This is a genomic window from Blautia sp. HCN-1074, assembly GCF_037890165.1.
In the GTDB taxonomy this organism is placed as follows: Bacteria; Bacillota; Clostridia; order Lachnospirales; family Lachnospiraceae; genus Blautia_A.
In genome coordinates, this window is record NZ_JBBKBP010000009.1 from 70,805 (window position 1) to 96,830 (window position 26,026).

The window sequence follows — 26,026 nt, forward strand, 5'->3', positions numbered from 1 at the left end:
AATTTTGTAACTGTTCATCAGCAGGTTATCCATTACTATAACAATAATCAGAAGATTTATTGATACATAAGGGAACTGAATAGTTACGGTTATTTTATATACCACGCATGTATACACAAGAAAAAGATGGAAATACTTAATTCTAAAACAAGGTTTTTATGAAACCAGAAAGAATCGGAGTGTGAATTGTGTGGTAATTAAAAGAGGGGATATATTTTATGCGGATCTTCGTCCGGTAGTGGGGAGCGAGCAGGGAGGGATTCGTCCGGTTCTGATTATTCAGAATAATGTTGGCAACAGACACAGCCCTACGGTGATCTGTGCTGCTATTACATCCAAAATGAATAAGGCGAAACTTCCGACACATATTGAAATAGATGCAGGGACTTATGGAATTGAAAAGGATTCTGTAATTTTACTGGAACAACTTCGAACTATAGATAAAAGAAGGCTGAAAGATAAGGTATGCCATCTGGATGAGGCAATGCTTGATAAAGTCAATCACGCACTTGAAATCAGCCTTGAACTTACTTTTTAGAGTCTGTCTGAAAAATATTTCCTGCATCGCGTAGCGTGTTACTGGGCACGGAGTGAACAGTAACTGATTTTTTAAACACGTTCTGATATCTTGACGATTAATTGAGAAAGTGATATATTTTACCAGTAACTACGCGTATTCAATACAGAGGAGACTGATCAATACAATGGAAGATGGCAGTAGTATGCCCCTCTGGGGCTTGTTTGTCTTACTATCGTTGCTGTGGCTGAATGGTATCTTTTATGGATTTGCTGCGGCACTGAGAAATATAAGTGAGAATGATACACAGAAGAGAGCAGATGAGGGCGATAAGAAAGCGCAGATGCTTATGGCATTGATCGATAAGCCAACGCAGTTCATCAATGCGATTCCTTTGATCGTAATGGCGTGTGGTATTTGCTTTGGTACGTTCCTTGTTCCATGGGCAGTAGAGGCATTTCACCCGTACATAAAGCATGTACCGGCATTGATCCTGGTGATGGCATTGAGTGTGATTCTGCTTGCGGGAATTGGGATTCTGACTTTTCGCCGGGTTGGTACGTATCATCCGGATACTTATGCGTACAGATATCTGAACCTGGTACATTTCTGGGTGAATCTGCTGAAACCTTTTACGGTATTTATTACCTGGATAGCGAGACTGGCAGCAGTGCCGTTTGGCGTGGAAATAGACCGTAAGGAATCTGCTGTGACAGAGGAAGAGATCATTTCTATCGTAGATGAGGCCCATGAACAGGGTGTCATTGAAGAGAACGAGGCAGAGATGATTCAGAATATCATGTCTTTTAATGAGACAGAAGCGCATGATATTATGACTCACAGAAAGAATGTTGTAGCTTTTGATGAAGAGATTCTGCTTAAAAACATGATCGATACGATGCTGGAGGAGGGAAATTCCCGTTATCCGGTATATGAGGAAAATATTGACAATATTAAGGGAATCGTTCATTATAAAGATGCACTCAAATTCATGACACAGAATCCATGGGCGAAATTTAAACCGCTGAAAGAGCTGCCGGGAATTATCAGGCAGGCTTCGCTCATTCCTGAGACAAGAGGAATCGGAGATCTTTTTCATACCATGCAGGCCAAGAAGATTCATATGGCTGTTGTTGTGGATGAATATGGACAGACAGCAGGTATTGTCACTATGGAGGATATTCTGGAAGAAATCGTCGGGGATATTCTGGATGAATATGATGAGGATGAGATCACGATTCGTGCGCAGAAAGACAACAGTCTGATCGTTGACGGGCTTGCATATCTGGAAGATGTGGAAGAGGAATTGGAGGCTGATTTCGGAGACACAGAGTTTGAAACATTAAATGGTTATCTTACGAATATTCTGGGACATATTCCTACAGACAAGGATATTGATACGACCATAAAAGCGATTGGATACTGTTTTACTATCTTGTCAATCGGCAATAAGACGATCGGCAAGGTCAGGGTAGAACGGGATAAATAAATGCTATTGTCCACAGCGTGGGCAGTAATAAACAAATTATTTTAACAAAAGGAGAAAGAAAGATGTCAGGACATTCAAAATTTGCAAACATTAAACATAAGAAAGAGAAAAACGATGCAAAGAAAGGTAAGATCTTTACAGTAATCGGACGTGAGCTGGTTATGGCTGTTAAAGCAGGTGGTCCGGATCCGAACAACAACAGCAAGCTTCGTGATGTAATCGCAAAGGCAAAAGCTAATAACATGCCAAACGATACAATCGAACGTGGTATCAAGAAAGCAGCAGGTGCTGATTCTGCAGATAGCTATGAGAAAGCTGTATATGAAGGATATGGTCCGAACGGTGTTGCTATCATCGTTGAGACTCTGACAGATAACAAAAACCGTACAGCAGGTAATGTTCGTAACGCATTTACAAAAGGTAACGGAAGCATCGGAACTCAGGGATGTGTATCTTACATGTTCGATCAGAAAGGCCAGATCATCATCGATAAAGAAGAGTGTGAGATGGATGCTGATGAACTGATGATGCTCGCTCTGGATGCAGGTGCAGAGGACTTTAATGAGGAAGAAGACAGCTACGAAGTTCTTACAGCACCGGATGATTTCAGTGCAGTACGTGAAGCTATCGAGAATGCAGGAGCACCAATCGCAGAAGCACAGGTTGCTATGATTCCTCAGACATATGTAGATCTGACAGACGAGCAGGCTCTTAAAGATCTTCAGAGAACACTGGATCTCTTAGATGAAGATGACGATGTAACAGACGTTTGGACAAACTGGAACGAATGATTTAACCAGATTAGGTAAGCAGCGAAAGCGGATTGTGAATATCCGCCTGACAGAAAATAGAATAATATTTTGCAAATGATACATAATACCTCCAGGAGAATAATCTTGGAGGTATTTTTATGCGTGATATTATGATGAATAAAAGAAACCCGGAAATGCAGGATGGAGAAATGGACGTTCTGGAACAGTATGCAGAAATGTGCAGATATCAGAATAAACAGAGAGGGAAATCAGAAGAGGATTCACTTGTGAATGAAGAGGAAAACGAAAACGGTGAAAATAAATCAAAAACAGAGAATGCGGAAAAAGAGAAGAATTTAGAAAAAGAAGACACACAGAACGAACAGATCAAAGAGATGGGACAGGTGGTTCTGGATAGCAATTCCAGAAAACATAAAGTGGAACTTCTGACGATCATCGGAGAAGTGGAGGGACATGAATCTGCACCATCCCATTCAAAGACAACCAAATATGAGCATGTACTGCCGAAGCTTGCGATTATCGAGGATGATGAAGAGATAGAAGGATTGTTAATTCTGTTAAATACGGTAGGAGGAGATGTGGAGGCAGGGCTTGCCATTGCAGAAATGATTGCATCGCTGAGCATTCCTACGGTATCTCTGGTTCTTGGCGGAGGCCATTCGATTGGTGTTCCGATGGCTGTTTCGGCGGATTATTCTTTTGTAGTGCCAAGTGCGACCATGGTGATTCACCCGGTGCGTTCCAGCGGGATGTTTATCGGAGTGGCACAAACTTATCGGAATATGGAAAAAATCCAGGACCGAATCACCACATTTATTTCTGAACATTCCAGGGCATCCCAGGAACGTCTGGAAGAACTGATGCTGGATACAACTCAGCTTGTAAAGGATGTAGGAACAATGTTAGAGGGAAAGGAGGCAGTACAGGAAGGGCTGATCGATGAGGTTGGCGGGATTAAGGAAGCATTGGCAAAACTGTATGAAATGATAGAAAAAAAGAATAGACAATAGAAGATGTTCAAAAAGATGTAATAAGATTTGATATTAAAAGATAGACTTATATAGTCTGAAAATATTGCTTAATACAGAGAAACAAGCCAGTTGTTGAGACAATACAGAGAATTTATTTTGAAAAGATAAAAATTTCTTATGCATGTTTTAAATCAACTCTTGCCATATGTCAGATTTTGGCGTATTATTATTAGAGGTTTATTATTTGCGAGGAGGAAAACCATGTATAAGATTTTAAAAGCTGAGACACTGGCAGCTAAGATTCATCTTATGGTTGTACACGCACCGCGTGTTGCAAGCCATTGTCAGCCAGGACAATTTATTATTGTAAAGATGGACGAGAAGGGCGAGAGAATCCCGCTTACTATCTGTGATTATGATCGTGAGGAAGGAACAATTACAATTGTGTTCCAGGAGGTCGGCGCATCTACTATTAAGATGTCTGAATTAAAAGCAGGAGATTCTTTCCGTGACTTCGTAGGACCTCTTGGATGTCCATCCGAGTTCGTTAACGAAGATATCGAAGAATTAAAGAAAAAGAAACTGGTATTCGTTGCCGGTGGTGTTGGTACAGCACCTGTATATCCACAGGTTAAATGGCTGCACGAGCATGGAATCACAGCAGATGTTATCCTTGGTTCCAAGACAAAGGATATGGTAATCCTTGAGAAAGAACTTTCTTCCGTATCTAATCTGTATGTTACAACAGATGATGGCTCTTATGGTCGTTCCGGTATGGTTACCAAGACTCTTGAGGATCTGGTAACAAATGAAGGCAAACAGTATGATGTCTGTGTTGCTATCGGACCAATGATCATGATGAAATTTGTCTGTCTTCTTACTAAGAAACTTGGCATTCATACAATTGTCAGCATGAATCCGATCATGGTTGACGGAACTGGTATGTGTGGAGCATGCCGCCTTCAGGTTGGCGATGAGATCAAATTTGCCTGCGTAGACGGACCGGAATTCGACGGACATCTCGTTGATTTCGATCAGGCTATGAAGAGAAGCCAGATGTACAAGACCGAAGAAGGCCGTGCATTACTGAAGCTTCAGGAAGGCGATACCCACCACGGTGGATGCGGACAGTGCGGAGGTGACAAGTAATGGCAGATGCAAAGATGTTAAAGAAAGTTCCTGTAAGAGAGCAGGATCCGAAGGTACGTGCAACAAACTTTGAAGAAGTTTGTCTTGGATACAATCAGGAAGAAGCAATGGAAGAAGCACAGAGATGCTTAGGCTGCAAGAAACCGAAATGTGTAGAAGGCTGCCCTGTATCCATCAACATTCCTGGATTTATTGAACAGATCAAAGAAGGCAAGATTGAGGAAGCGTATAAAGTAATCGGATTATCTTCCGCACTTCCGGCTATCTGCGGACGTGTATGTCCTCAGGAATCACAGTGTGAAGGCAAATGTATCCGTGGCGTTAAAGGTGAAGCCGTTTCTATCGGTAAACTGGAGAGATTTGTCGCTGACTATGCCCTGGAACATGACATCAAACCGGCAGGAGCAGAAGTTAAGAACGGACATAAAGTTGCAGTTATCGGCTCTGGTCCTTCCGGACTTACCTGTGCAGGTGACCTTGCGAAAGCAGGATATGATGTAACTGTATTCGAAGCTCTTCATGAACTTGGCGGCGTTCTTGTTTACGGTATTCCGGAATTCCGTCTTCCGAAACAGAAAGTTGTTAAGAAAGAGATTGAGAAAGTTAAAGAATTAGGTGTTAAATTTGAGACTAACGTAGTAATCGGTAAATCCACAACAATCGATCAGCTGATCGAGGATGAAGGATTTGAAGCTGTATTTATCGGATCAGGTGCAGGTCTTCCAATGTTTATGGGCATCCCGGGAGAGAATGCAAGTGGTGTATTCTCTGCTAACGAGTACCTTACAAGAAGCAACCTGATGAAAGCTTTCGATGAGTCTTATGATACACCGATCGCAGCCGGCAAGAAAGTTGCAGTTGTAGGTGGCGGTAACGTTGCTATGGATGCTGCAAGAACAGCTTTAAGACTTGGCGCTGAAGTACATATCGTATACAGAAGAAGTGAAGCAGAGCTTCCTGCACGAGCAGAAGAAGTTCATCACGCTAAAGAAGAAGGGATCATCTTTGATCTTCTTACTAACCCGAAGGAAATCCTTGTTGATGAAAATGGTCATGTAAAAGGTATGAAGGTTGTTAAGATGGAACTTGGTGAGCCGGATGCTTCAGGAAGAAGACGCCCGGTTGAGATTCCAGGATCTGAATATGACATGGATGTAGATACAGTTATCATGTCCCTTGGTACTTCACCAAACCCACTGATCTCTTCCACAACAAAAGGTCTTGAGATCAACAAGAGAAGATGTATCGTTGCCGAAGAAGAAACAGGTAAGACATCCAAAGACGGCGTATATGCCGGTGGTGATGCTGTTACAGGTGCAGCTACAGTTATCCTTGCTATGGGCGCAGGTAAAGCTGGTGCCAGAGGTATCGACGAATATCTTAAAAATAAATAATTGAGAATTTATTAAGAAATTCTCTTGAATGTCCAAACGCAGGGCTCTCTGGCTGGTTTTTCAGTCAGGGGGCTTTTTGGTTGTAAACTATCTTTAAATGTGCTATAATAATTATAATTGTCGGGAAAGAGTTACTGTTTATTTATGCATGTAGTAGCAAAAGACATACAGTATAAATCATTTGCTGAGAACGGGATAAGCAGCAATGAACAAACTAATCGATGAATAATTAGTGTATCTTCGTATTTGGTGTAAGGAACAGTGTATCTGCGAAATGATGTACTAAGGAACATCGGGAAATGGAAAAAAGGATCAGTTTATGATAGTTGTATATTTAATTTTGCTGGCTGTTATTCAGGCAGTGGTGGAATTTCTTCCTGTCAGCAGTATGGGGCATCTGTGCGCACTGGAACAGCTTATGGGAATAAATCATGGAACAGGCTTGCTGCTGGAAGCGATACTCCATCTGGGGACTGCTGCTGCAATTATATTTTTGTTTCGGAAAGATTTAAAGAAGATAGCTCTGGAACTTTTGGGAATGTTTATGGATCTTATCGGGAATCTGAATATTTATATCTATAACAAAAAAACCGGTAAGAATCTGAATTATGCAAGAATCGTGACGGGAACATATCGGAAATTAGGGGCACTTCTTGTTATTTCAATGATTCCGACAGCACTTCTGGGATTCACAGGAAGGAGACTGGCGCTTTTGGCGGCTGATTCGCCAATCGTTCCGGGAATTGGATTTTTACTTACGGGAGTACTGCTTCTGGTAACTGATTTGAATAAGTCCGGTGGAAAAAAAGGTCCGAAAGAGGCTTCTTATGACAGCGCCATGTGGATTGGTATCTGTCAGGGACTTGCGGTTTTTCCGGGCATTTCAAGAATGGGACTTACATTATGCGCTGCACTTTTATGTGGATATAATCGTAAATTTGCGGTGCGTTTTTCAGTATTTATGAGCCTTCCTGCAATCGTAGGCGCTTTTTTTACTGAGATAGGAAATTTCGGTGCTTCTGAGATGACAGTTGGACTTGGTTTTGCGTATGTATTTGCAATGGTTATTGCAGGATTTGTGGGCTGTCTTGTGATACGAAGTACGGTTGCGATGGTTCAGAATATGAAACTGCGTTATTTTGCATATTATTCATTTGCGGTCGGTATTATTACACTGGCATTGAATTTTGTTCTATAAGGGCCAGTATACTAATAAGGTGATTTCTAGGATATGAGGCCGGGAGTATCAGAGGTTTCAGGTATGTACGGCAAACGAAGGAATTATTCGTGAGAGATATAAAAGAGAATTAAGGAGGGAAGCCTTATAATGGCAGCATCAAAGAGTAAGAATACCGGACGTTCGGGGAAAGGTACGAAAAATACAAGGAATGCGAAAAAGCCGACGGCTATGGAGCAGGAAGTAGGTAAATTTCAGACAGAGATTATAATATTTGTGATCCTGGCAGCCTGCGTGATTCTGATGGCAAGCAATTTTGGCGTGGGAGGTTTTGTAGGAGATGCGATCAGTAACTTCTGTTTTGGACTGATGGGCCTGATGGCATATTTATTTCCAATCGTGTTCTTTTTAGAAGCGGCTTTTATTCTGATCAACAGGACGAATCGTCTGGCATATAAGAAACTTGCGGCAGCATTTGTAATGTTTTTATTTATGTGCGGAGCTGCACAGCTTCTTACGGATGGCTATATGAAAAGCACGACTTTGCTGGATTACTTTTCATTAAGCGCGGATTATAAAACTGGAGGCGGACTGATTGGTGGAGCAATCTGTATTTCAATCACATCTGCATTTGGTACGATTGGTGGTTATGTTATCATTATTCTGGCGTTTGTTGTCTGCATGATCATTATTACACAGCGTTCGCTGTTGGATTTTATAACTATGATCGTTATAAAGATATGTGATTTTGTAAAAGAGGGACATACACGATATGTTCAGGGACAGCCTGAGCGTGCGATGCGCAGGGAGGAGCGTGCCCGTGAACGCCAGCTTATGCGTGAAGAAAGACGTGAAGAACGAATCCGCAGACTGGAAGAGGAGATCGGAGATGATGAGATTTCAGATGATGATTTCCTTCTTGATCCGGCTGAAGCGAAAAAAATGAAAAAAGGTGGATTTCTTGAAGGTACCAAACTGACAGGATATCCGGAGGAGAAACCGAAGAAAAAGAAAAAAAGAATCAGTGAAGAAGAAAAGACGGTATCAAGAGCATCGGAAATGTCAGCAGAAGATGCAGGTACTGATACAGCTCATGAGAATATAAATCAGGAGCAGGATGAAACTGCGACAAAATATATGAGTTCCCCGATGAATTTTGAGATTCACAGAGCTGATACTACATCAGATATATACGAAAATGAGAATATTCCTCAGGAAGAAGATTTCTTTGCTGAGAAAGAAGAGGCTTACGCAGACACTGTTTCCAGGTCTTCTGAACAAGCGAAAGTGCCGGAGGATGTGCCCCCTTTTCAGGAGGAGAAGGCACCGCGGCAGCCTTCGAGGAACCCTAAATCTTCTCAGAAAGAGATCCAGAGCGGAATTGTAAATATTCAGCATGAGATTACCCAGCAGGAAGAAGCCGTAAAAAAAGAATACAAATTTCCTACATTAAATCTTCTTAAAAAAGGAAGCAATAAATCACAGGGAGATTCTGATGCATATCTGCGTAAAACAGCACAGAAGCTTCAGGAAGTATTACATAACTTCGGAGTAAATGTGACAGTGATGAATGTAAGCTGCGGCCCTACGGTTACCCGTTATGAGCTCCAGCCGGAGATGGGAGTGAAGGTCAGCAAGATCGTTGGTCTTGCAGATGACATCAAGCTTAACCTTGCAACTCCTGATATCCGTATTGAGGCACCGATTCCGGGAAAGGCAGCAGTAGGAATTGAGGTTCCGAATAAAGAGAACAGTACGGTTATGCTCAGGGATCTGCTTCAGTCAGAAGAGTTCCAGAAAGCGAAATCCAAGCTATCTTTTGCTGTAGGTAAGGATATTGCAGGAAAGACAGTTGTAACGGATATTGCGAAGATGCCGCATCTTCTGATCGCCGGTGCAACAGGTTCCGGTAAATCCGTATGTATCAATACTTTGATCATCAGTATTTTATATAAAGCGAAACCTGAAGAAGTAAAGCTTATTATGATTGACCCTAAAGTAGTAGAACTTAGTGTTTATAATGGAATTCCGCACCTGTTTATTCCGGTCGTAACAGATCCGAAAAAAGCGGCAGGAGCTTTAAACTGGGCGGTACAGGAGATGACAAATCGTTACAATACTTTCGCAGAGTATGGTGTGCGTAATCTGGATGAATATAACAGAAAAGCAGAACAGATCAAGGAGGCAGGAGCGGAAGAAGAACCGGTAAAGATGCCTCAGATCGTAATCATTGTGGACGAGCTTGCAGACCTTATGATGGTTGCACCGGGTGAGGTGGAAGATGCGATCTGCCGTCTGGCTCAGCTTGCACGTGCTGCCGGTATTCATCTGATCATTGCGACACAGAGACCATCTGTAAACGTTATTACCGGTCTGATCAAGGCGAACATGCCTTCTCGAATTGCTTTTTCTGTATCCTCTGGTGTCGATTCCAGAACAATCCTGGATATGAATGGAGCAGAGAAACTTCTTGGAAAAGGTGATATGCTCTTTTATCCGCAGGGATATCAGAAACCGGCGAGACTTCAGGGAGCGTTTGTTTCTGATGATGAAGTCAGTGCGGTGGTTGAGTTTCTTGCAGATAAGAATCCGGGAGTACAATATAACCAGCAGATTGAGCAGCAGGTGAACTCTCCTGTAACAGCAGCAGGAATGTCTGGTGATGACAGGGATGTACATTTCGAGGAAGCTGGTAAGTTTATCATTGAAAAAGAGAAAGCTTCCATTGGCATGCTTCAGAGAATGTTTAAAATTGGCTTTAATCGTGCTGCCAGAATTATGGATCAGCTTTGCGATGCAGGTGTAGTTGGTCCGGAAGAGGGGACTAAACCGAGAAAAGTTCTTATGTCTATGGAAGAATTTCAGAATTATCTTGAGAACCAGTAAGTGAGGACTGCCTATGAAATGTCCGAAATGTCACAAAGAAGTGGAGAAGGGGTCTTTGTATTGCCCGTATTGTCTCGCAGAGATACCTTGGGTAAAAGAGTTTGATTCTGTAGAAACACTTATGAAGAAAGAGCAGCAGAATCGTCCGCCACAGAAGAAATCCAAGTTTAAATATTTTAATAAATTAAAAAAATGGAAGAGAAAAAAGCGATATATCAGACATATCAGTAAAAAACAGCTGATATGTCTTGTGGCATTTGCGGCAATATTGCTGGGGGCACTGTGTTATCGGCAGTTACATTCTTTTTCGGCTTTGTATTCCGGCGCAAAGAGGCAGTATGAACAGCAGAATTATGAAAGGGCATTAAAGATTGCGGAAGATGCCCTTGATTTGAAACCGGAAAGTGAGGCTGCAAATCTCTTGTTGGCGAAGAGTATGGAGAAGCTGGGAGACAGGAAATCAGCAATTCTTGTTTTGAAACCTTTTATACGTAATAAAACTGCCGGAGTGTCATTATACAGGGAATATGTGGAGTTTCTTGTACAGAACGGAAATACTGAGGAAGTAAGAAATGTACTGAAACATGCAAGTAAGGAAGTTCAGGATAAATGCAGTGATTATATCTGCGAAACTCCTGTGTTAAATCCTGCGTCGGGTACTTATGCATCGGTACAGACTCTGGAATTGAGGGCAGATCATGCCCGGATTTATTATACTCTGGATGGAAGTGTACCTACAAAAGACAGTGCGTTGTATACAGAGCCGATTACTTTGAGAGAGGGAACGACAGAAGTTAAAGCGATTGGTGTGAATGATAAAGGCATTGAGAGTGATATGATCTACAGAAAATATGTGATTGTTCTGAAGACACCAGATGCACCAGAGGTAACACCAAAGTCCGGCGATTATGATAAGAAAACCAAAATAAAAGTGACTGTGCCGGATGGATGTAAGGCATATTACGCGTTTGATTCTCAGCCGGATATTAACAGTACACTTTATGAACAGCCAATATCCATGCCTGTTGGATATCATAAATTAAATGTGATTCTTGTAGCTGCCAATGGTAAGGTCAGTAAAGTGACTACGATGGAGTATTATCTGCAATATTAGTGGCTTTTGCTTTGAATTAGAATTTGTCGGGTTACTGTTTACGAAGTGGACAGTAACTTTGTTGACACATTAGAAGTAAGGAAGATTAAATAATGGAAATCCGTATTATTACAGTTGGAAAGATTAAAGAGAAATATTTATCTGATGGAATTGCAGAATATGCGAAACGACTCAGCAGATACTGTAAACTGACTTTTTGTCAGGTAGCCGATGAGAAAACACCTGATAAGGCATCGGAAGCATTAAATATACAGATCAAAGATACAGAGGGAGAGCGTCTGATGAAGCATATCCGGGAACAGGATTATGTGATCGCGCTGGCGATTGATGGAAAAATGCTGGATTCGGTAGAGCTTTCTGAAAAGATTGAAAAACTGGGGGTTTCTGGTATCAGCTCCATTGCTTTTGTAATCGGCGGATCACTGGGATTAAGCGACAGGGTGTTAAAACGTGCGGATTATAAGCTGAGTTTTTCAAAGATGACATTTCCTCATCAGTTGATGCAGATGATTCTTCTGGAACAGATATACAGAAGTTACCGCATCATGAACCATGAGCCATATCACAAATAAATGCGGGATTTCTGCGGATGGTGAATATCTGATAGGATATTATAATGATGTTAAGTTCAAAAGTCTTATCGTGCAAGCACGAACGACTTTCTGATCTTTTGATCCTGACATCTTATAATATGAGTGCTGCACAATACGAATATAAAATGAAAGAAGACAAAAGACATGAACACAGAAAAATTTGAAGAGTTTATTTCGCAATATCCCATTTTTGAATATCGTTTGCTTGATACAAAGGATATCGGAGTAGAAGAGCGCGTGCGTACGATCTGCAGAGAAGAATGTGAGCGTTATGATTCTACCTGGGCCTGTCCGCCGGCAGTGGGTACTTTAGAGGAATGTGAAAAGAAAATAAGAAGTTTTCCACAGGCTGTTTTCTTTTCCAGTGTGGCGGAAGTTTCGGATATTATGAATATGGAAGAAATGTTATCTACCAGACATGCGCACGAAGATCTGACCACAGAGGTGGGAAAATACCTGAACAGGGAAGGATATGAGACATATATCCTTTCGACAGAATCCTGCGATATCTGTGAAAAATGCGCATACAAGGAAGGAAAACCCTGCAGGCATCCAGAGCGGATGCATCCATGTCTGGAGAGCCATGGCGTGGTAGTAAATGAGATCGTAGAGCGCGAATCTATGGAATATAATCTTGGAGGAAATACCATTCTGTGGTTTTCTATGGTTCTGTTTCGTTAAACTGGAATTTGTATAATCTCTCCGGCATAGACTGATACTAAAAGCCGGAGGGATTTTTTTATGGGAAAATTGGGACGGTGGAAGGAACAGATGGTATCAGCGTTAGAGATTCCTCCTGATCTGGCATATAGTGAAACGATTATTACTATGACTGGTTCAATGGAAATTCTCATTGAGAATTATAAGTCTATTTCCAGATATACACCTACAGAAATTGTAGTCCGGTCTCTTCGGGGAAAGGTAAGCATCTGTGGAAAAAATCTGGAGATTCTCTGGTATACTTCCAGCGCAATGAAGGTGACCGGGAATATCTCAGGTATTTATCCAAAGAAGCAGATGACATAAAAATCAGGTGGTGGGAATGGAAAAAATCCTGAAATTAATATATGGTTACATAATCATTCTTGTGAGAGGAGAATATCCGGAACGCTTTTTAAATCTCTGCAGAAGCAGAAAGATTTATATGGAGAAAATACAGTACAAAAATAATGATCAGGTTACTGCTCAAATGCGGGCAGGAGATTTCTGGCGCTTAAGACCGGTTCGGAGTAAAACAGGTGTACATATTCAGATTATACAAAAACGGGGAATGCCCTTCTTTTTTTTCGCAAATAAAAAAAGAAAAGCTTTTTTTGCAGGAATGCTTCTTGGATGTGTTCTGATATTTTTTATGACGGGGAGAATCTGGAATATTCATATAGAGGGAAATGTCCGAAACGGTACAGGAGAGATACTGGATTTCCTTGATGAACAGGGTATCGTTCACGGAATGGCGAAAAAGAAAGTGAATTGTTCTGAGCTTGCGGCAGCAGTACGAAGAAAATTCACAGAAACTACATGGGTATCTGCAAGGATAGAAGGAACCCGTCTGATTCTCGAACTTCAGGAGGGAATTACTGAAAAAGAAGATTCTGCGGATACAAGTCCTTGTGACTTGATCGCAGATAAAGAAGGGATAATTACGGATATGATCGTTCGTTGTGGAGTACCTGTGAAGAACCCCGGGGATGTATGTAAAAAGGGGGAACTTCTGGTATCCGGAGAACTTCATATTATGAATGACAACCAGGAAATCGTGAGAAATGAATATGTTCATGCAGATGCAGACATTTTTATTTCCAGACAGATTTCATATTATCAGGAATTTTCAATGAAGCATCCGGTGGAAAAACCAGCTGGAAAAATAAAACGTGGATTATACTTTCGCATAGGACAATGGTATCTTGGATTATACGGACCGGTGGTTCAAAGTCAGCGATGTGTTACGGAGGAAGAACCTTTGCATATTACAGAGAATTTTCTGCTGCCTGTATGGATCGGACGGGCAAAAGTTGTAAATTATGAATCAAAAGAAGAAACTTATACGCCGGAAGCGGCCAATGGGGAGGCTGCACAGCAATTACAAAAATACGAGAAAAAACTTCTGGAAGATAATGTGAAGATTTTAAAAACTAATATAACAACCAGAATTACCGGACAGTCTTGCATTACGAGGGGAACCATACAAGTCATAGAACAGATTGGTAAAGAACAGGTGATAAAGGAGAAAGATACAAAAATCCGGTGAGGGAGTTTGACCTGTAAACAGGATTACTGTTCACTTCGTTCTCAGTAACACGCTTCGCGATGCACAGAATTTATGCTGATCGCATAAATTCGCGCCGTATGTCTCGGGATTTTGGCATTTTCATGCCAAAACACCTCGCGGGATAGTGTCGTGTGAACAGTAACTAAACAGGTTCTATGCTATATTGACGATAAATGCCGACACAGAAACTTCACAAAATAATAGGTAAATGAGGGAAGTTTTTATTTAAAAACTTGCAAGGAGGTGTTACAATAGACACATCTGGTTCTTTCGCGGGCAACAGCCCAGGCGAATGGTAATCCAGAATTATGTACATGAAAGGACATCACAGGATGGCTGGTAACATTATTGAATTACACACAGAAGTGCCTGCTGATCTGGAATCAAATGTATTTGGCCAGTTTGACGAGCATCTTAAACTGATTGAGAGAACACTGAACGTAACGGTGATTTCCAGAGACGGAATTATTAAGATACTTGGCAATGAACAGAGCGCATCTTCTGCGAAGAAATTAATAGAAGAGCTTGTGGTGCTTGCAAAGAGAGGCAACACGATCACAAGACAGAACATAAATTATGCTCTTTCTCTGGCAATGGAGCAGAGAAATGAGGTTCTTACTGAGATAGATAAAGATTTTATATGCAATACGATTCAGGGAAGACCTATTAAACCGAAGACACTTGGACAGAAGGATTATGTAGAACAGATTCGTAAGAAGATGATTGTCTTTGGCGTAGGTCCTGCCGGTACAGGTAAAACTTATCTGGCAATGGCGATGGCGGTAACTGCTTTCAGAAACGAGGAGGTCAGCAGAATTATTCTGACACGTCCGGCAATCGAAGCAGGAGAGAAGCTGGGCTTTCTCCCGGGAGATCTTCAGAGCAAGGTCGATCCATACCTGAGACCGCTTTATGATGCATTGTATCAGATCATGGGAGCTGACAGCTTTGCCAGGAATATGGAACGTGGTCTGATTGAAGTAGCACCTCTTGCCTATATGCGAGGACGTACACTTGATAATGCATTTATCATCCTTGATGAGGCGCAGAATACGACTCCTGCACAGATGAAAATGTTCCTGACGCGTATAGGATTCGGTTCTAAAGTAATCATTACAGGAGATGCTTCCCAGAAGGACCTTCCAAGAGATGCTACGTCAGGACTTGATGTAGCAATGAAAGTACTGAAGAAAATAGATGATATTGGTTTTTGTCAGCTTACCAGCAAAGACGTTGTCCGTCATCCGCTGGTACAGCAGATCGTTCAGGCGTATGATGATTATGAAAAGAAACAAAAGCCTGAAAGACCGGCAAGACGCAGAAACGGGGGAAATGAACGATGAATATGCAGATCGATTATGAGACAGACCGGGAACTGGGAATCGATTATGAGACTCTGGCAGTAAAAGTAGCCGATAAGGTTCTTGAAATGGAAGAATGTCCCTATGAGGCGCAGGTGAACCTGGTGCTTACAGATAATGAGGAGATTAAGAGAGTTAACACAGAGTTTCGTGATATTGAGAGGGCGACAGATGTACTTTCTTTTCCCATGATTCCTTTTGAGACACCGGCAGGATATGAAATCGTAGAAGAAGATGAATCTTATTTTGACCTTGACACCGATGAACTCCTTTTGGGAGACATTATGATTTCAGTGGATAAGGTGTTTGCACAGGCAGAGGAATACGGACACAGTGTAACCAGAGAGTTCTGTTTCCTGGTGGCGCACAGTATGCTTCACCTTCTTGGATATGATCATATGACATCTGAAGAAGCGACTGTTATGGAAGCGAAACAGGCAAAAGCGCTGGATGAACTTGGAATTACTCGTTAGAGAGCGTCAAAAATTAAAGTTATATAAATGGAGTAACAAAAGAATGAATTACCGGGAAAGACTTAAGAATAAAAAACGTATTGTAATCAAAATTGGTTCTTCTTCCCTGACACATCCGGAGACAGGCAGACTGAACCTCCGCAAGCTGGAAGTTCTTGCAAGAGAACTCAGTGATCTGCGTAATCAGGGAAAAGATGTAATTCTTGTTTCTTCAGGTGCTATTGCAACAGGAGTTGCCGCACTTGGAATGAAAGAAAAGCCGACGGAACTTAAAGGAAAGCAGGCCTGTGCGGCAGTAGGACAGGCCAGACTGATGATGATCTATCAGAAACTTTTTTCAGAGTATAATCAGCCATCTGCACAGATTCTGATGACCAAAAATACGATGGTAAATAATATCAACAGAAAGAATGCGCAGAATACCTTTAATGAATTGCTGAGTCTGGGAGTTATCCCTATTGTAAATGAGAACGACTCTATTTCTACCTATGAGCTTCAGAACCTGGAGAAATTCGGTGATAATGATACACTGTCGGCAGTGGTTGCAGCTCTTGTTCAGGCTGATCTGCTGATTTTGTTATCTGATATCGATGGACTTTTTACAGATGATCCGAACACAAACCCGAATGCGAAATTTATTGATGTGGTAGAGAACCTGGATGATAAACTGCTCAACATGGGAAAAGGAACTTCAGGAAGTAAGGTAGGAACCGGAGGAATGGCTACAAAGCTGACTGCTGCACAGATTGCATCAGCAGCAGGCGTGGATATGGTAATTGCAAATGGAGCAGATTTCCATATCATCCATAAGATTACAGAAGGACGTAATTACGGCACACTGTTTGTAAGCCAGTCCAAAGAGGAAGTTTACCTGATCGATATTATTGACAGACTGTTGTAAGAGGTCTGCAAACAGGATGTTTTCTTGTGAAATAAAGAAATTAAATATATAGCTAAGAAATGGAGAAATACTATGGAAGTCGAAAAGATTGACCGTATTAATGCACTTGCACATAAAGCGAAGAGCGTAGGACTTACAGAAGAAGAGAAAAAAGAGAGAGATCTGCTCCGTAAGGAGTATCTGGCATCTGTCCGCATGAATCTGCGTTCTCAGCTTGATAATATTGATGTAAAACAGGAAGATGGAAGTATCGTTAATCTGGGTGAGAGATATGGAATCAAAAAAAGACATTAGAAAGAAAATTTTTGCAGAAAGAAAGCTGCGCAGTGATGAGCAGATAAGAACTATGAGTCTTATAATCACCGAAAGAGTGACAGCGCTTCCTGCATTCAAAAACGCCAGTCAGATTCTGGTATATGCAGATTACAATCATGAAGTTGTAACGGAGTATCTTATAAAAGAGGCATGGAAGGCCGGAAAGGAAGTTGCAGTTCCAAAGGTTGTGGAAAAGGATATGGTATTTTATAAACTGACCGATTTTTCACAGCTTGAACCTGGATACTTTGGGATTCCCGAACCGGCATCGGGGGAGATTGTTGAATGGCCAGAGGCTCTTATGATCATGCCAGGCGTGGCTTTTGACAGAGAGAATCACAGGGTTGGATATGGCGGAGGATTTTATGACCGCTATCTTGAGAAGCATCCGCAGCTTGAGCGGGTTGCTGTCGCATTTTCTTTTCAGATGTTGCCGGAGGTTCCGACAGAACCTACAGATATCTGCCCGCAGATCGTGGTAACAGAAGAGGAGACATGCTATCTTACTGACTGAAAGGAGACCGGGACATGAATGAGATGCTGAATCGCCTTGGCATGAATGCAAAGGCAGCCGAAACAGAAATGAGAAATCTTTCCACAAACAAGAAGAATGAAGTGCTTCTTGCAGTGGCAGACAGACTGGTAAAAGATGCGCAGACATTGATCAGTGCCAATGCACTGGATGTAGAAGAAGGAAAACGTAATCATATGCCAGAGGGACTTATTGACAGACTTCTCCTTACAGAGAGCAGAATTGAAGGAATGGCAGAGGGGCTGCGACAGGTTTCTGCTCTGGAAGATCCGATCGGAGAAGTGCTGGGAATGAAGAAACGTCCGAATGGGTTACTTATCGGACAGAAAAGAGTACCGCTTGGCGTAATTGGAATTATCTACGAGGCAAGACCAAATGTGACAGCGGATGCATTTGCGTTATGCTTTAAGACAGGTAATGTAGTGATTTTAAAAGGCGGAAGCGATGCAATCCATTCAAATGAAGCAATCGTAAACTGCATCAGAGAAACTCTGAAAGAGCAGGGAGTGACAGAGAATGCAATTCAGCTTATTTCTGACACTTCAAGAGAGACAGCGGCTGAATTTATGAAGATGAATCAATATGTGGATGTGCTTATCCCACGTGGAGGACGAGGCCTGATCAAAGCGGTAGTAGAACAGAGTACCATTCCTGTTATTGAGACAGGTACAGGTAACTGTCATACGTATGTAGATGAGACAGCAGATCTGCAGATGGCGGCAAACATTATTATTAATGCAAAAACTCAGAGAGTTGGTGTATGCAATGCCTGCGAGTCCGTTCTTGTACATAAAGATATCAAAGATGCATTTCTTCCTGTCCTTGCGAAACGCCTTCAGGAGAAACATGTGGAAATCCGTGCAGATGAAGCGGCATATGATCTGATTCCGGGAGCGGTACATGCTACAGAAGAGGATTGGGGAAAGGAATATCTGGATTATATTCTTTCAATCAAAGTGGTTTCTTCTGTGGAAGAGGCAATTGCTCATATTAATAAGTATAATACCAAGCATTCAGAGGCTATTATCACAAATAATTATGAGCATGCACAGAAGTTCCTGGACGAAGTGGATGCGGCAGCGGTTTATGTGAATGCTTCTACACGATTTACGGATGGCTTTGAGTTTGGCTTTGGAGCAGAGATTGGTATCAGTACGCAGAAGCTTCATGCGAGAGGACCGATGGGACTGCAGGCTCTGACCACAACGAAATATATTATTTATGGAAATGGACAGGTCCGTCCATAGCCAACAGCAACATTGATTTTTTCTGAAAGATGTGATATACTTCATCTCAGATTTGGGGTTACCACCTGCTTCCCGGGAGGAAAGAAGGATAGCAGGCAGTAACAGATTTGATTATAAACTCATTCACGGGAGGACATAAAATGAGAAAAAAACAACTTTTTGCTTTATTAATGGCAAGTGCATTGTCCGTGGGAATGGCACCGACAGCCGCATTTGCAGCAGCAGATACAGCAGTGGAAGCAGCAAGTGAGGAAGTTTCCGGAGAACTTGATGCAGCAGATACAGAAGCACCGGCAGAAGATCCAGCAGAGACACCAGACGATGAGGCACCAGCCGATGAAACACCGGCGGAAGATCCGGCAGCAGATCCGACAGAGACACCAGCTGAGGAAACACCGGCAGAGGAAGAAGAAACCCCTGCACAGGATGAAACAGATGCTCAGGCTGCAGAAGCTGATGCTGCGGCAGCAATCGTAGTTGGTGATCAGTCTTATACAACTCTTGCAGATGCGTTTGCAGCAGTACCGGATACAACAGATCTGACAGGCACACCTACTTATGTTAAAGTAAAAGGTGAGATTGAACTGAATGCTACTGTAGATGTTCCGGCTACTAAGAATATTATGCTGGTTGCAGCGGAAGATACTACAATCAAACGTGCAGCAGGATTCACAGGCAGCATGTTTACTGTAAATGGTGGTAATTTGCAGATGGCAGGTGGTTCTGTAACAGATTCCAATGGAACTGCTATCGGATCCGGCAGTCTGACGGTTGATGGATCTGGTGATGGTGTTACTGGTTCTATTGTAGAGGTTGTAAGCGGTAACTATGGATTAACTGATGATGCAGTTCTGACAGGAAATAAAACAACTGGAAATGCCGGTGCGATCAGTAATACAGCCGATGGTAACGTCTATCTTTTAGGTGGTACGATTACAGGAAACTCTGCTACAACAGGCGGAGCAATTTACAGTGAGGGTGCAGTAAGTATACGCGGAACAGTAAGCGTTACAGGAAATACAGTCATTAATTCTACACCGGAAACTGCAAGTAATGTGGTACTTGATAAAAATGGCATTATTAATGTAAATGGTGCAGTTACAGGTTCTACAATTGGATTAGCTGTTCAAGAAGCTGCGGCAGGAAGAACTGTGGTAAAACTTGCAGACGGCGTTACAGATGTAACACTGTCAGATGTTATCTCTCAGATTACATATGAGGGTGATTCTGCTTACAAACTTGCTGATGATGGTACACTTGTAAGCGCGGCAGAACCGACTCCGACACCGGGTGTGGATATGGTTGTAAAAGGAATTGACATGAAATGGACCGGACATAACAGCGTAGAGGTTACTTTCCAGTCCAATGTAAAAGGTACTTACTATATCGAAACAGTAAAACGTGGTGAAAAAGCACCTACAATCGATACATCCAAAAAAGGCAGTGATATCGATGCTGATACGAATGTAACAAAAAAAGTTACCAAACTTCCGGAGCATGAAGTAGATATTTATGTATGTGTTGTAAGTGAAGATAAAAAGCAGCATGCAGCGGCAGTGTTCAAACCAATTGAAGCAGAACGTCCGTCAGCACCTGCAACTCCTACTCCAACTCCGCCTCATACCGCAGTTGTACCGAATGTAAATGAGAGCGTTGTACAGGGATTTGAGAATGCTCTTGTATTCTATCCAAATACATTTTATGATTTCAAGGTAATTGGAGCAGGTACTCAGAACAACAATCCTGGAGAGGGAGATGTAAGATGGGTTCCGGCAGGATGGAGCATGTCTCAGAATCCGTCAACATGGAATACATCATGGAAGATTGGCGCTAAGAATGGTATCTATACAGATGCAGAGAAAGCGTACACAATCTATATTAAATATAATAAACAGGTGTATAGCGGAACTAACTGGGAAGACACAGATGCTTCAGAGATTCTGTCCTATCAGTTTAAGGCAGCTCCTCTGGCTCAGGCAAGTGTGACACCGGGTGCAGACGGCACAAATGGTAATGGAACAACTTCCGGTGATGGAACAACAGACGGAGGAACTACAGATGTAACACCTACCACATATGCTAATGGCACAAACGGTACATCCAAATCCGCAGTATCCACAGGTGATGAATCACCGATCGGAACTATGTTTGCTCTGGCAGCTGCATCTGTTCTTGCTGGTGGATATGTGCTTGTAAGAAGACGTAAGAAAGAAATGTAATATCCAGAGAATTGGTAAGGCATTTCATGGATTCAGATAGTCTGAATAGGAAATACGAAATATATAAATATCCGACAGGAAAAATTTTTAAGAGATAGGTCTTAGGATCTGTCTCTTTTCATATATATAGTATAGAGCGCAATCTTTGCGAATGAAAGGAGGATGGCCGGTATGGCAGCAGAACAGTCGGGTACATATGAGAAACTTTATTATACAATATGGGAAATCGGACAGAGATATGGAGAGTTTGCACAATTCAGGGTAATCGGAAGAAGTCACGATGACAGGATGATTCCCATGCTGGAAATAGGAAAAGGTGACAGATGTATTTTCTGCCTGAGTGGAATAGAAAGTGGAGATGGCAATCTTCCGGAATACTTGTTATCGAATATAAAAGAGTATTGCGTGGCCTATGAAAGCAACTGGATTATGGGTGAGAGTTATGAAGTTCAAAGACTTCTGGATAAAGTAAGGATCTGTGCTATTCCGATCCTGAATCCTGACAGTTATGAAATCTCAGAGAAAGGATATGGTGCGATCCGAAATCCGATCTACAGACAAATGTTGAAAATGCAGGATAAACCGGTGGATGATTATGAAAGCAATGCCAGGGGGATTGATCTGCGGAGAAATTTCCCTACAAATTATTATCAGCGCAAAAAAATCAATCAGGAACCTGCCAGTGAAAATGAGACCAGGGCGCTGATCAATATTTTTCAGGAATATTCAAGTGAAGGACTTCTTACCTTCAGTTATTCAAGAGGAAAGATCATTTACTGCAGACAGGAGAAAGGATTTGCCTATAATCAAAGAAATTATCGGCTTGCAAGGCATTTGCAGAAATGTTCAGGATACCGTCTGGAAAAAGGAATCGCCGGAGGTGCAATGACGAGAAAAACAGGGACAAAACCAGATATGGGATCACCGGAACAATTTTATGCGGAAGTGATCCGGCAGCCTTCTATGGCGATTGAAATCCCAGATTACCGTAAGGGAGAAATAGAGGAATTAAGAATGATTCCGTTGGAATATATTTATTCGTTAAACAGTGGTGCGTTTGTAAAATAGCGTTTGACATAAGAGGACAAATTTTGTATGATAAAAAGGACGCCCTGAAGATTACTTTTTATAGAAAGATGAGGAATCAAGAGTGAACAATAATACACAGGAAAGTAAAGTACAATTAGAATATATCAATAAATGCACAGAGATCGTTAAAGAAAAATATGAGAAAGAGCCAGCTTTCTTTATTCAGAATGCTGGATGTCAGATGAATTCCCTGCAGACAGAGACAGTAGCCGGAATCGTAAAACGAATGGGCTATAAAGAAGTATTTAAGGAAGAAGAAGCAGATGTTGTTATCTATAATACCTGCACAGTCCGTGAGAATGCGAACCTGAAGATTTATGGACATCTTGGACATTTAAAGAGCATTAAGAAAAAGAAACCGGAGATGAAGATCGTATTATTTGGATGCATGATGCAGGAACCGGAAGTTATCGAGAAGATTCACAAGGATTATTCTTTTGTAGATCTGGTTTTCGGTACTCACAATTTCCATAAATTTCCGGAACTTTTTTACAGAAGCTTAAACACAGAAGGACAGATCATTGATGTCTGGAAAGAGTCTGATGAGATCGTAGAGGGAATGCCTGCTGATCGTAAATATTCCTTTAAAACAGGTGTAAATATTATGTTTGGCTGCAATAATTTCTGCAGCTATTGCATCGTGCCGTATGTAAGAGGAAGAGAGAAGAGCCGCGAGCCGGAGGCAATCGTGGAAGAAATCAAAGCACTGGTTGCAGATGGTGTGACAGAAGTAATGCTTCTGGGACAGAATGTTAACTCTTATGGTAAGACGCTGGAGCATCCGGTTACTTTTGCGCAGCTTCTGAAGCAGGTAGAGGCGATTGAGGGATTAAAGAGAATCCGTTTCATGACTTCTCATCCGAAGGATCTTTCTGATGAATTGATCCAGACAATGGCTGAGAGCAAGAAAGTGTGCCACCACCTTCACCTGCCGATGCAGTCTGGAAGCAGCCGTATCTTAAAGATTATGAACCGCCGTTATGACAAAGAGAAATATCTGGAACTTGTAAACAAAATCCGCAAAGCAGTGCCGGACATTTCCCTGACTACAGATATCATCGTAGGATTCCCGGGAGAAACAGAGGAAGATTTCCAGGATACGTTGGATGTGGTTGAGAAATGCGATTTCGATTCTGCATTCACATTCATCTACTCTAAGAGAAGCGGAACACCTGCAGCAAAAATGGAGAACCAGGTACCTGAAGATGTAGTAAAAGATCGTTTTGACCGTCTCCTTGCACTGGTGCAGGAGAAAGGCCGTAAGGCTTCTTCTCGTTTCGAGGGAACCGTGCAGGAGATTCTTGTAGAAGAAGAGAGCAAAGAAAAAGGGATCTTTACAGGAAGAACAGAATACAATCTTCTCGTTCATTTCCCGGGATGTCAGGATCTGATCGGTAAATATGTGAAAGTAAAACTGGACACCTGCAAGGGATTCTACTATTTCGGAACACTTGTAGACTGATTCCGGCAGAAAAACAGGACTATAGAGGGTGGAAGATAAAGTGAAACAAAATAAATACGAAATAGATATGTGCAACGGAACCATCATGGACAAGCTGATTTCGTTTTCATTGCCTTTAATGCTGTCGGGAATTTTACAGCTGATGTTCAATGCTGTAGATATCGTGGTGGTTGGACGATTCAGTGGAAGTCAGGCACTTGCAGCGGTAGGTTCTACCACTGCACTGATTAATGTGTTTACTAACCTGTTTATCGGAATCTCGCTTGGTGCGAATGTACTTGCTGCCCGTTTTTTTGCAGCCGGTAAAAGCAAAGAGATGTCGGATACGGTTCATACTTCGGTAACTCTGGCGTTGATCAGTGGTGTGGTTATGGCATTTGTTGGACTGATTTTTTCCCGGGGTGCGTTGGAATTAATGGGGACACCTGCGGATGTAATCGGACAGTCAGCTCTGTACATGAAAATTTATTTTCTTGGTATGCCGTTTTTTATGTTATATAATTATGGAGCAGCAATTTTAAGAGCGGTAGGCGATACGAAAAGGCCATTGATTTTCTTAGTTGTTTCAGGAGTTGTGAATGCCATATTAAACATGATACTTGTGATTATATTTCATCTGGATGTGGCAGGAGTTGCCATTGCTACAGTAATTTCCCAGATGATTTCCTGTATTCTGGTAATCAGATGTTTATGTAATTCGCAGACCAGTTACCAGCTGTATTTTTCGAAACTCAGGATTAATAAGGATTATCTGAAACAGATTTTCCATGTGGGAATTCCAGCGGGAATCCAGAGCACAGTCATTAATTTTTCCAATGCATTGTTGCAGTCTTCTGTAAATTCTTTTGGATCGATTGCCATGGCGGGATATACAGCAGCCAATAATATTTTTGGATTTCTGTATGTAGCTGTGAACTCTGTTACACAGGCATGTATGAGTTTTACCAGTCAGAATTATGGTGTGCGTAAGTTTAAGCGTATGGATAAAGTTCTGATTGACTGCATCATTATTTCCATGGTTACGGCACTTACACTTGGATGCAGTGCCTGTTTCTTCGGACCGGAACTTCTTAAGATTTACACCAAGGACACAGATGTAATCCGATGTGGAATGGAAATTCTTTCTTATACCACAGTACCGTATTTCCTTTGCGGAATCATGGATCTGTTTCCGGGAGCTTTACGTGGAATGGGACATTCCGCTGTTCCAATGATCTTGTCTGTAATCGGAACTGTTGGAACCAGAATTGTGTGGATTTTTGGAATCTTTCCACATCACAGATCACTGGCAATTCTGTTTATTTCCTATCCGGTATCCTGGATATTGACGATCATTATGCAGGTGATTTGCTTCTATTTTGTAAGAAAAAAAGTACATAGAGGATAGTAATAAGAGCTTTTGCAGAAAATACTGTTGTCAACATAGGCTGGACAGCGTTTCTGTGAAGGCTCTTTTTATAGTTATAAAAGAATCAGAGTTTTATCTGCGGAATATTGCGGTTTGCGCCATTTTCAGCAATATGTTTCGAGATGTATGGGATTTATAAAAATATAGTATTGACAAATACCCCGTTGGGGTATATAGTAATCATTGTAGTGATACCCTGATAGGGTATTTGAAAAGGACAGAGAATAGAATGGAAAAATATATTAGCTAATCCGATATGAATGAGTTGCGAAATATCTATTTACTTTGAAATATTATTTGGTTTATCGATAGGAGGTATACTATATGACAGATACACAAAAGAAGGCCTGTCCCTGCTGTGAGAAGCACACAGACCGTTCCGAAGAGGAACGCAGAAAGCTGATCAATCGTCTCAAACGCGTAGAAGGACAGATTCGTGGAATTATCGGTATGCTGGAGAATGATGCATATTGCAATGATATTCTGATTCAGTCTGCTGCGGTAAATGCGGCAGTAAATGCATTTAACAAAGAACTGCTTGCGAATCATATCCGTACCTGCGTTGCCAGAGATATCCGGGAAGGTAAGGATGAGACAATTGATGAGTTGGTTGCTACTTTGCAGAGGCTTATGAAATAGAGTGACTATTCAGCAGTTTACTAACAGTGAAAATACTGAACAGTTACG

At 41.7% G+C, this 26,026-nt stretch carries 24 protein-coding genes; all 24 read left to right on the forward strand.

Going from position 1 to position 26,026, the window contains the following annotated elements:
* Positions 1–190 precede the first annotated feature (190 nt).
* The 24 genes from WKT11_RS09770 to WKT11_RS09885 all read left to right on the forward strand — a co-directional run bounded on the left by WKT11_RS09770 (position 191) and on the right by WKT11_RS09885 (position 25,978).
* Positions 191–538: a type II toxin-antitoxin system PemK/MazF family toxin gene (locus tag WKT11_RS09770; protein WP_117676429.1), complete on the forward strand. Its 348-nt coding sequence runs from the start codon at positions 191–193 to the stop codon at positions 536–538.
* A 166-nt stretch (positions 539–704) separates the two neighbouring features.
* On the forward strand, positions 705–2,006 hold the full coding sequence (locus WKT11_RS09775; RefSeq protein ID WP_118247602.1) for a hemolysin family protein: 1,302 nt from the start codon (positions 705–707) through the stop codon (positions 2,004–2,006).
* A 62-nt stretch (positions 2,007–2,068) separates the two neighbouring features.
* The gene (locus WKT11_RS09780) at positions 2,069–2,797 is read left to right on the forward strand and encodes a YebC/PmpR family DNA-binding transcriptional regulator (RefSeq protein WP_117676431.1); all 729 of its coding nucleotides are present in this window, start codon (positions 2,069–2,071) and stop codon (positions 2,795–2,797) included.
* 197 nt (positions 2,798–2,994) lie between these two features.
* A complete protein-coding gene (locus WKT11_RS09785; protein ID WP_117676467.1) occupies positions 2,995–3,789 on the forward strand; it encodes a ClpP family protease in 795 nt (264 codons plus the stop codon).
* Positions 3,790–4,011: 222 nt separating this feature from the next.
* Positions 4,012–4,899 (forward strand): sulfide/dihydroorotate dehydrogenase-like FAD/NAD-binding protein, encoded by an 888-nt coding sequence (locus WKT11_RS09790; protein WP_117676432.1) that lies wholly within the window; start codon positions 4,012–4,014, stop codon positions 4,897–4,899.
* Positions 4,899–6,293 (forward strand): NADPH-dependent glutamate synthase, encoded by a 1,395-nt coding sequence (gene gltA, locus WKT11_RS09795; RefSeq protein ID WP_117676433.1) that lies wholly within the window; start codon positions 4,899–4,901, stop codon positions 6,291–6,293. Before WKT11_RS09790 ends, gltA begins: the two co-directional genes overlap by 1 nt.
* Before the next feature lie 319 nt (positions 6,294–6,612).
* Entirely contained in the window at positions 6,613–7,491 is an 879-nt protein-coding gene (locus WKT11_RS09800; RefSeq protein ID WP_117676434.1) for an undecaprenyl-diphosphate phosphatase, read from the forward strand.
* A 129-nt stretch (positions 7,492–7,620) separates the two neighbouring features.
* On the forward strand, positions 7,621–10,356 hold the full coding sequence (locus tag WKT11_RS09805) for an FtsK/SpoIIIE family DNA translocase (RefSeq protein ID WP_117676435.1): 2,736 nt from the start codon (positions 7,621–7,623) through the stop codon (positions 10,354–10,356).
* A gap of 13 nt (positions 10,357–10,369) precedes the next feature.
* Positions 10,370–11,470: a chitobiase/beta-hexosaminidase C-terminal domain-containing protein gene (locus WKT11_RS09810; RefSeq protein ID WP_119243810.1), complete on the forward strand. Its 1,101-nt coding sequence runs from the start codon at positions 10,370–10,372 to the stop codon at positions 11,468–11,470.
* A 92-nt stretch (positions 11,471–11,562) separates the two neighbouring features.
* Positions 11,563–12,042, forward strand: a complete 480-nt coding sequence (rlmH, locus tag WKT11_RS09815; protein WP_117676437.1) for a 23S rRNA (pseudouridine(1915)-N(3))-methyltransferase RlmH — start codon at positions 11,563–11,565, stop codon at positions 12,040–12,042.
* Positions 12,043–12,207: 165 nt separating this feature from the next.
* The gene (locus WKT11_RS09820) at positions 12,208–12,744 is read left to right on the forward strand and encodes a DUF2284 domain-containing protein (RefSeq protein ID WP_117676439.1); all 537 of its coding nucleotides are present in this window, start codon (positions 12,208–12,210) and stop codon (positions 12,742–12,744) included.
* A 60-nt stretch (positions 12,745–12,804) separates the two neighbouring features.
* Entirely contained in the window at positions 12,805–13,089 is a 285-nt protein-coding gene (locus WKT11_RS09825) for a YabP/YqfC family sporulation protein (RefSeq protein WP_117676440.1), read from the forward strand.
* A gap of 16 nt (positions 13,090–13,105) precedes the next feature.
* Entirely contained in the window at positions 13,106–14,311 is a 1,206-nt protein-coding gene (locus WKT11_RS09830) for a sporulation protein YqfD (RefSeq protein WP_117676441.1), read from the forward strand.
* A gap of 353 nt (positions 14,312–14,664) precedes the next feature.
* A complete protein-coding gene (locus WKT11_RS09835; RefSeq protein ID WP_117676442.1) occupies positions 14,665–15,675 on the forward strand; it encodes a PhoH family protein in 1,011 nt (336 codons plus the stop codon).
* Positions 15,672–16,166, forward strand: coding sequence for an rRNA maturation RNase YbeY (ybeY, locus tag WKT11_RS09840; RefSeq protein WP_117676443.1), 495 nt, complete (start codon positions 15,672–15,674; stop codon positions 16,164–16,166). The genes WKT11_RS09835 and ybeY overlap by 4 nt, the downstream gene beginning before the upstream one ends.
* Before the next feature lie 43 nt (positions 16,167–16,209).
* Entirely contained in the window at positions 16,210–17,067 is an 858-nt protein-coding gene (gene proB / locus WKT11_RS09845) for a glutamate 5-kinase (RefSeq protein ID WP_117676444.1), read from the forward strand.
* 72 nt (positions 17,068–17,139) lie between these two features.
* Positions 17,140–17,361: a DUF896 domain-containing protein gene (locus tag WKT11_RS09850; protein ID WP_117676445.1), complete on the forward strand. Its 222-nt coding sequence runs from the start codon at positions 17,140–17,142 to the stop codon at positions 17,359–17,361.
* Positions 17,339–17,896, forward strand: coding sequence for a 5-formyltetrahydrofolate cyclo-ligase (locus WKT11_RS09855; protein ID WP_117676446.1), 558 nt, complete (start codon positions 17,339–17,341; stop codon positions 17,894–17,896). Before WKT11_RS09850 ends, WKT11_RS09855 begins: the two co-directional genes overlap by 23 nt.
* Before the next feature lie 23 nt (positions 17,897–17,919).
* Entirely contained in the window at positions 17,920–19,161 is a 1,242-nt protein-coding gene (locus WKT11_RS09860) for a glutamate-5-semialdehyde dehydrogenase (protein ID WP_445291939.1), read from the forward strand.
* Between the two features lie 140 nt (positions 19,162–19,301).
* The gene (locus WKT11_RS09865) at positions 19,302–21,380 is read left to right on the forward strand and encodes a hypothetical protein (RefSeq protein WP_117676448.1); all 2,079 of its coding nucleotides are present in this window, start codon (positions 19,302–19,304) and stop codon (positions 21,378–21,380) included.
* A gap of 171 nt (positions 21,381–21,551) precedes the next feature.
* Positions 21,552–22,448: a M14 family zinc carboxypeptidase gene (locus WKT11_RS09870; protein ID WP_340284069.1), complete on the forward strand. Its 897-nt coding sequence runs from the start codon at positions 21,552–21,554 to the stop codon at positions 22,446–22,448.
* Positions 22,449–22,530: 82 nt separating this feature from the next.
* A complete protein-coding gene (miaB, locus tag WKT11_RS09875) occupies positions 22,531–23,931 on the forward strand; it encodes a tRNA (N6-isopentenyl adenosine(37)-C2)-methylthiotransferase MiaB (protein ID WP_117676450.1) in 1,401 nt (466 codons plus the stop codon).
* Positions 23,932–23,998: 67 nt separating this feature from the next.
* Positions 23,999–25,318: an MATE family efflux transporter gene (locus WKT11_RS09880; protein WP_117676468.1), complete on the forward strand. Its 1,320-nt coding sequence runs from the start codon at positions 23,999–24,001 to the stop codon at positions 25,316–25,318.
* 345 nt (positions 25,319–25,663) lie between these two features.
* Positions 25,664–25,978 (forward strand): metal-sensing transcriptional repressor, encoded by a 315-nt coding sequence (locus WKT11_RS09885; protein ID WP_117676451.1) that lies wholly within the window; start codon positions 25,664–25,666, stop codon positions 25,976–25,978.
* The last annotated feature ends 48 nt before the right edge of the window (positions 25,979–26,026 follow it).

What these genes read in the sequence shown, in the direction of transcription:
- WKT11_RS09820 (WP_117676439.1), top strand. Translation starts at nt 12,208, where the DNA reads ATGAACACAGAAAAATTTGAAGAGTTTATTTCGCAATATCCCATTTTT.
- WKT11_RS09775 (WP_118247602.1), top strand. Translation starts at nt 705, where the DNA reads ATGGAAGATGGCAGTAGTATGCCCCTCTGGGGCTTGTTTGTCTTACTA.
- WKT11_RS09835 (WP_117676442.1), top strand. Translation starts at nt 14,665, where the DNA reads ATGGCTGGTAACATTATTGAATTACACACAGAAGTGCCTGCTGATCTG.
- WKT11_RS09800 (WP_117676434.1), top strand. Translation starts at nt 6,613, where the DNA reads ATGATAGTTGTATATTTAATTTTGCTGGCTGTTATTCAGGCAGTGGTG.
- gltA (WP_117676433.1), top strand. Translation starts at nt 4,899, where the DNA reads ATGGCAGATGCAAAGATGTTAAAGAAAGTTCCTGTAAGAGAGCAGGAT.
- rlmH (WP_117676437.1), top strand. Translation starts at nt 11,563, where the DNA reads ATGGAAATCCGTATTATTACAGTTGGAAAGATTAAAGAGAAATATTTA.
- WKT11_RS09805 (WP_117676435.1), top strand. Translation starts at nt 7,621, where the DNA reads ATGGCAGCATCAAAGAGTAAGAATACCGGACGTTCGGGGAAAGGTACG.
- WKT11_RS09850 (WP_117676445.1), top strand. Translation starts at nt 17,140, where the DNA reads ATGGAAGTCGAAAAGATTGACCGTATTAATGCACTTGCACATAAAGCG.
- WKT11_RS09790 (WP_117676432.1), top strand. Translation starts at nt 4,012, where the DNA reads ATGTATAAGATTTTAAAAGCTGAGACACTGGCAGCTAAGATTCATCTT.
- WKT11_RS09870 (WP_340284069.1), top strand. Translation starts at nt 21,552, where the DNA reads ATGGCAGCAGAACAGTCGGGTACATATGAGAAACTTTATTATACAATA.
- WKT11_RS09885 (WP_117676451.1), top strand. Translation starts at nt 25,664, where the DNA reads ATGACAGATACACAAAAGAAGGCCTGTCCCTGCTGTGAGAAGCACACA.
- ybeY (WP_117676443.1), top strand. Translation starts at nt 15,672, where the DNA reads ATGAATATGCAGATCGATTATGAGACAGACCGGGAACTGGGAATCGAT.
- WKT11_RS09780 (WP_117676431.1), top strand. Translation starts at nt 2,069, where the DNA reads ATGTCAGGACATTCAAAATTTGCAAACATTAAACATAAGAAAGAGAAA.
- WKT11_RS09860 (WP_445291939.1), top strand. Translation starts at nt 17,920, where the DNA reads ATGCTGAATCGCCTTGGCATGAATGCAAAGGCAGCCGAAACAGAAATG.
- WKT11_RS09810 (WP_119243810.1), top strand. Translation starts at nt 10,370, where the DNA reads ATGAAATGTCCGAAATGTCACAAAGAAGTGGAGAAGGGGTCTTTGTAT.
- proB (WP_117676444.1), top strand. Translation starts at nt 16,210, where the DNA reads ATGAATTACCGGGAAAGACTTAAGAATAAAAAACGTATTGTAATCAAA.
- WKT11_RS09855 (WP_117676446.1), top strand. Translation starts at nt 17,339, where the DNA reads ATGGAATCAAAAAAAGACATTAGAAAGAAAATTTTTGCAGAAAGAAAG.
- WKT11_RS09865 (WP_117676448.1), top strand. Translation starts at nt 19,302, where the DNA reads ATGAGAAAAAAACAACTTTTTGCTTTATTAATGGCAAGTGCATTGTCC.
- WKT11_RS09880 (WP_117676468.1), top strand. Translation starts at nt 23,999, where the DNA reads ATGTGCAACGGAACCATCATGGACAAGCTGATTTCGTTTTCATTGCCT.
- WKT11_RS09825 (WP_117676440.1), top strand. Translation starts at nt 12,805, where the DNA reads ATGGGAAAATTGGGACGGTGGAAGGAACAGATGGTATCAGCGTTAGAG.
- WKT11_RS09785 (WP_117676467.1), top strand. Translation starts at nt 2,995, where the DNA reads ATGTGCAGATATCAGAATAAACAGAGAGGGAAATCAGAAGAGGATTCA.
- WKT11_RS09830 (WP_117676441.1), top strand. Translation starts at nt 13,106, where the DNA reads ATGGAAAAAATCCTGAAATTAATATATGGTTACATAATCATTCTTGTG.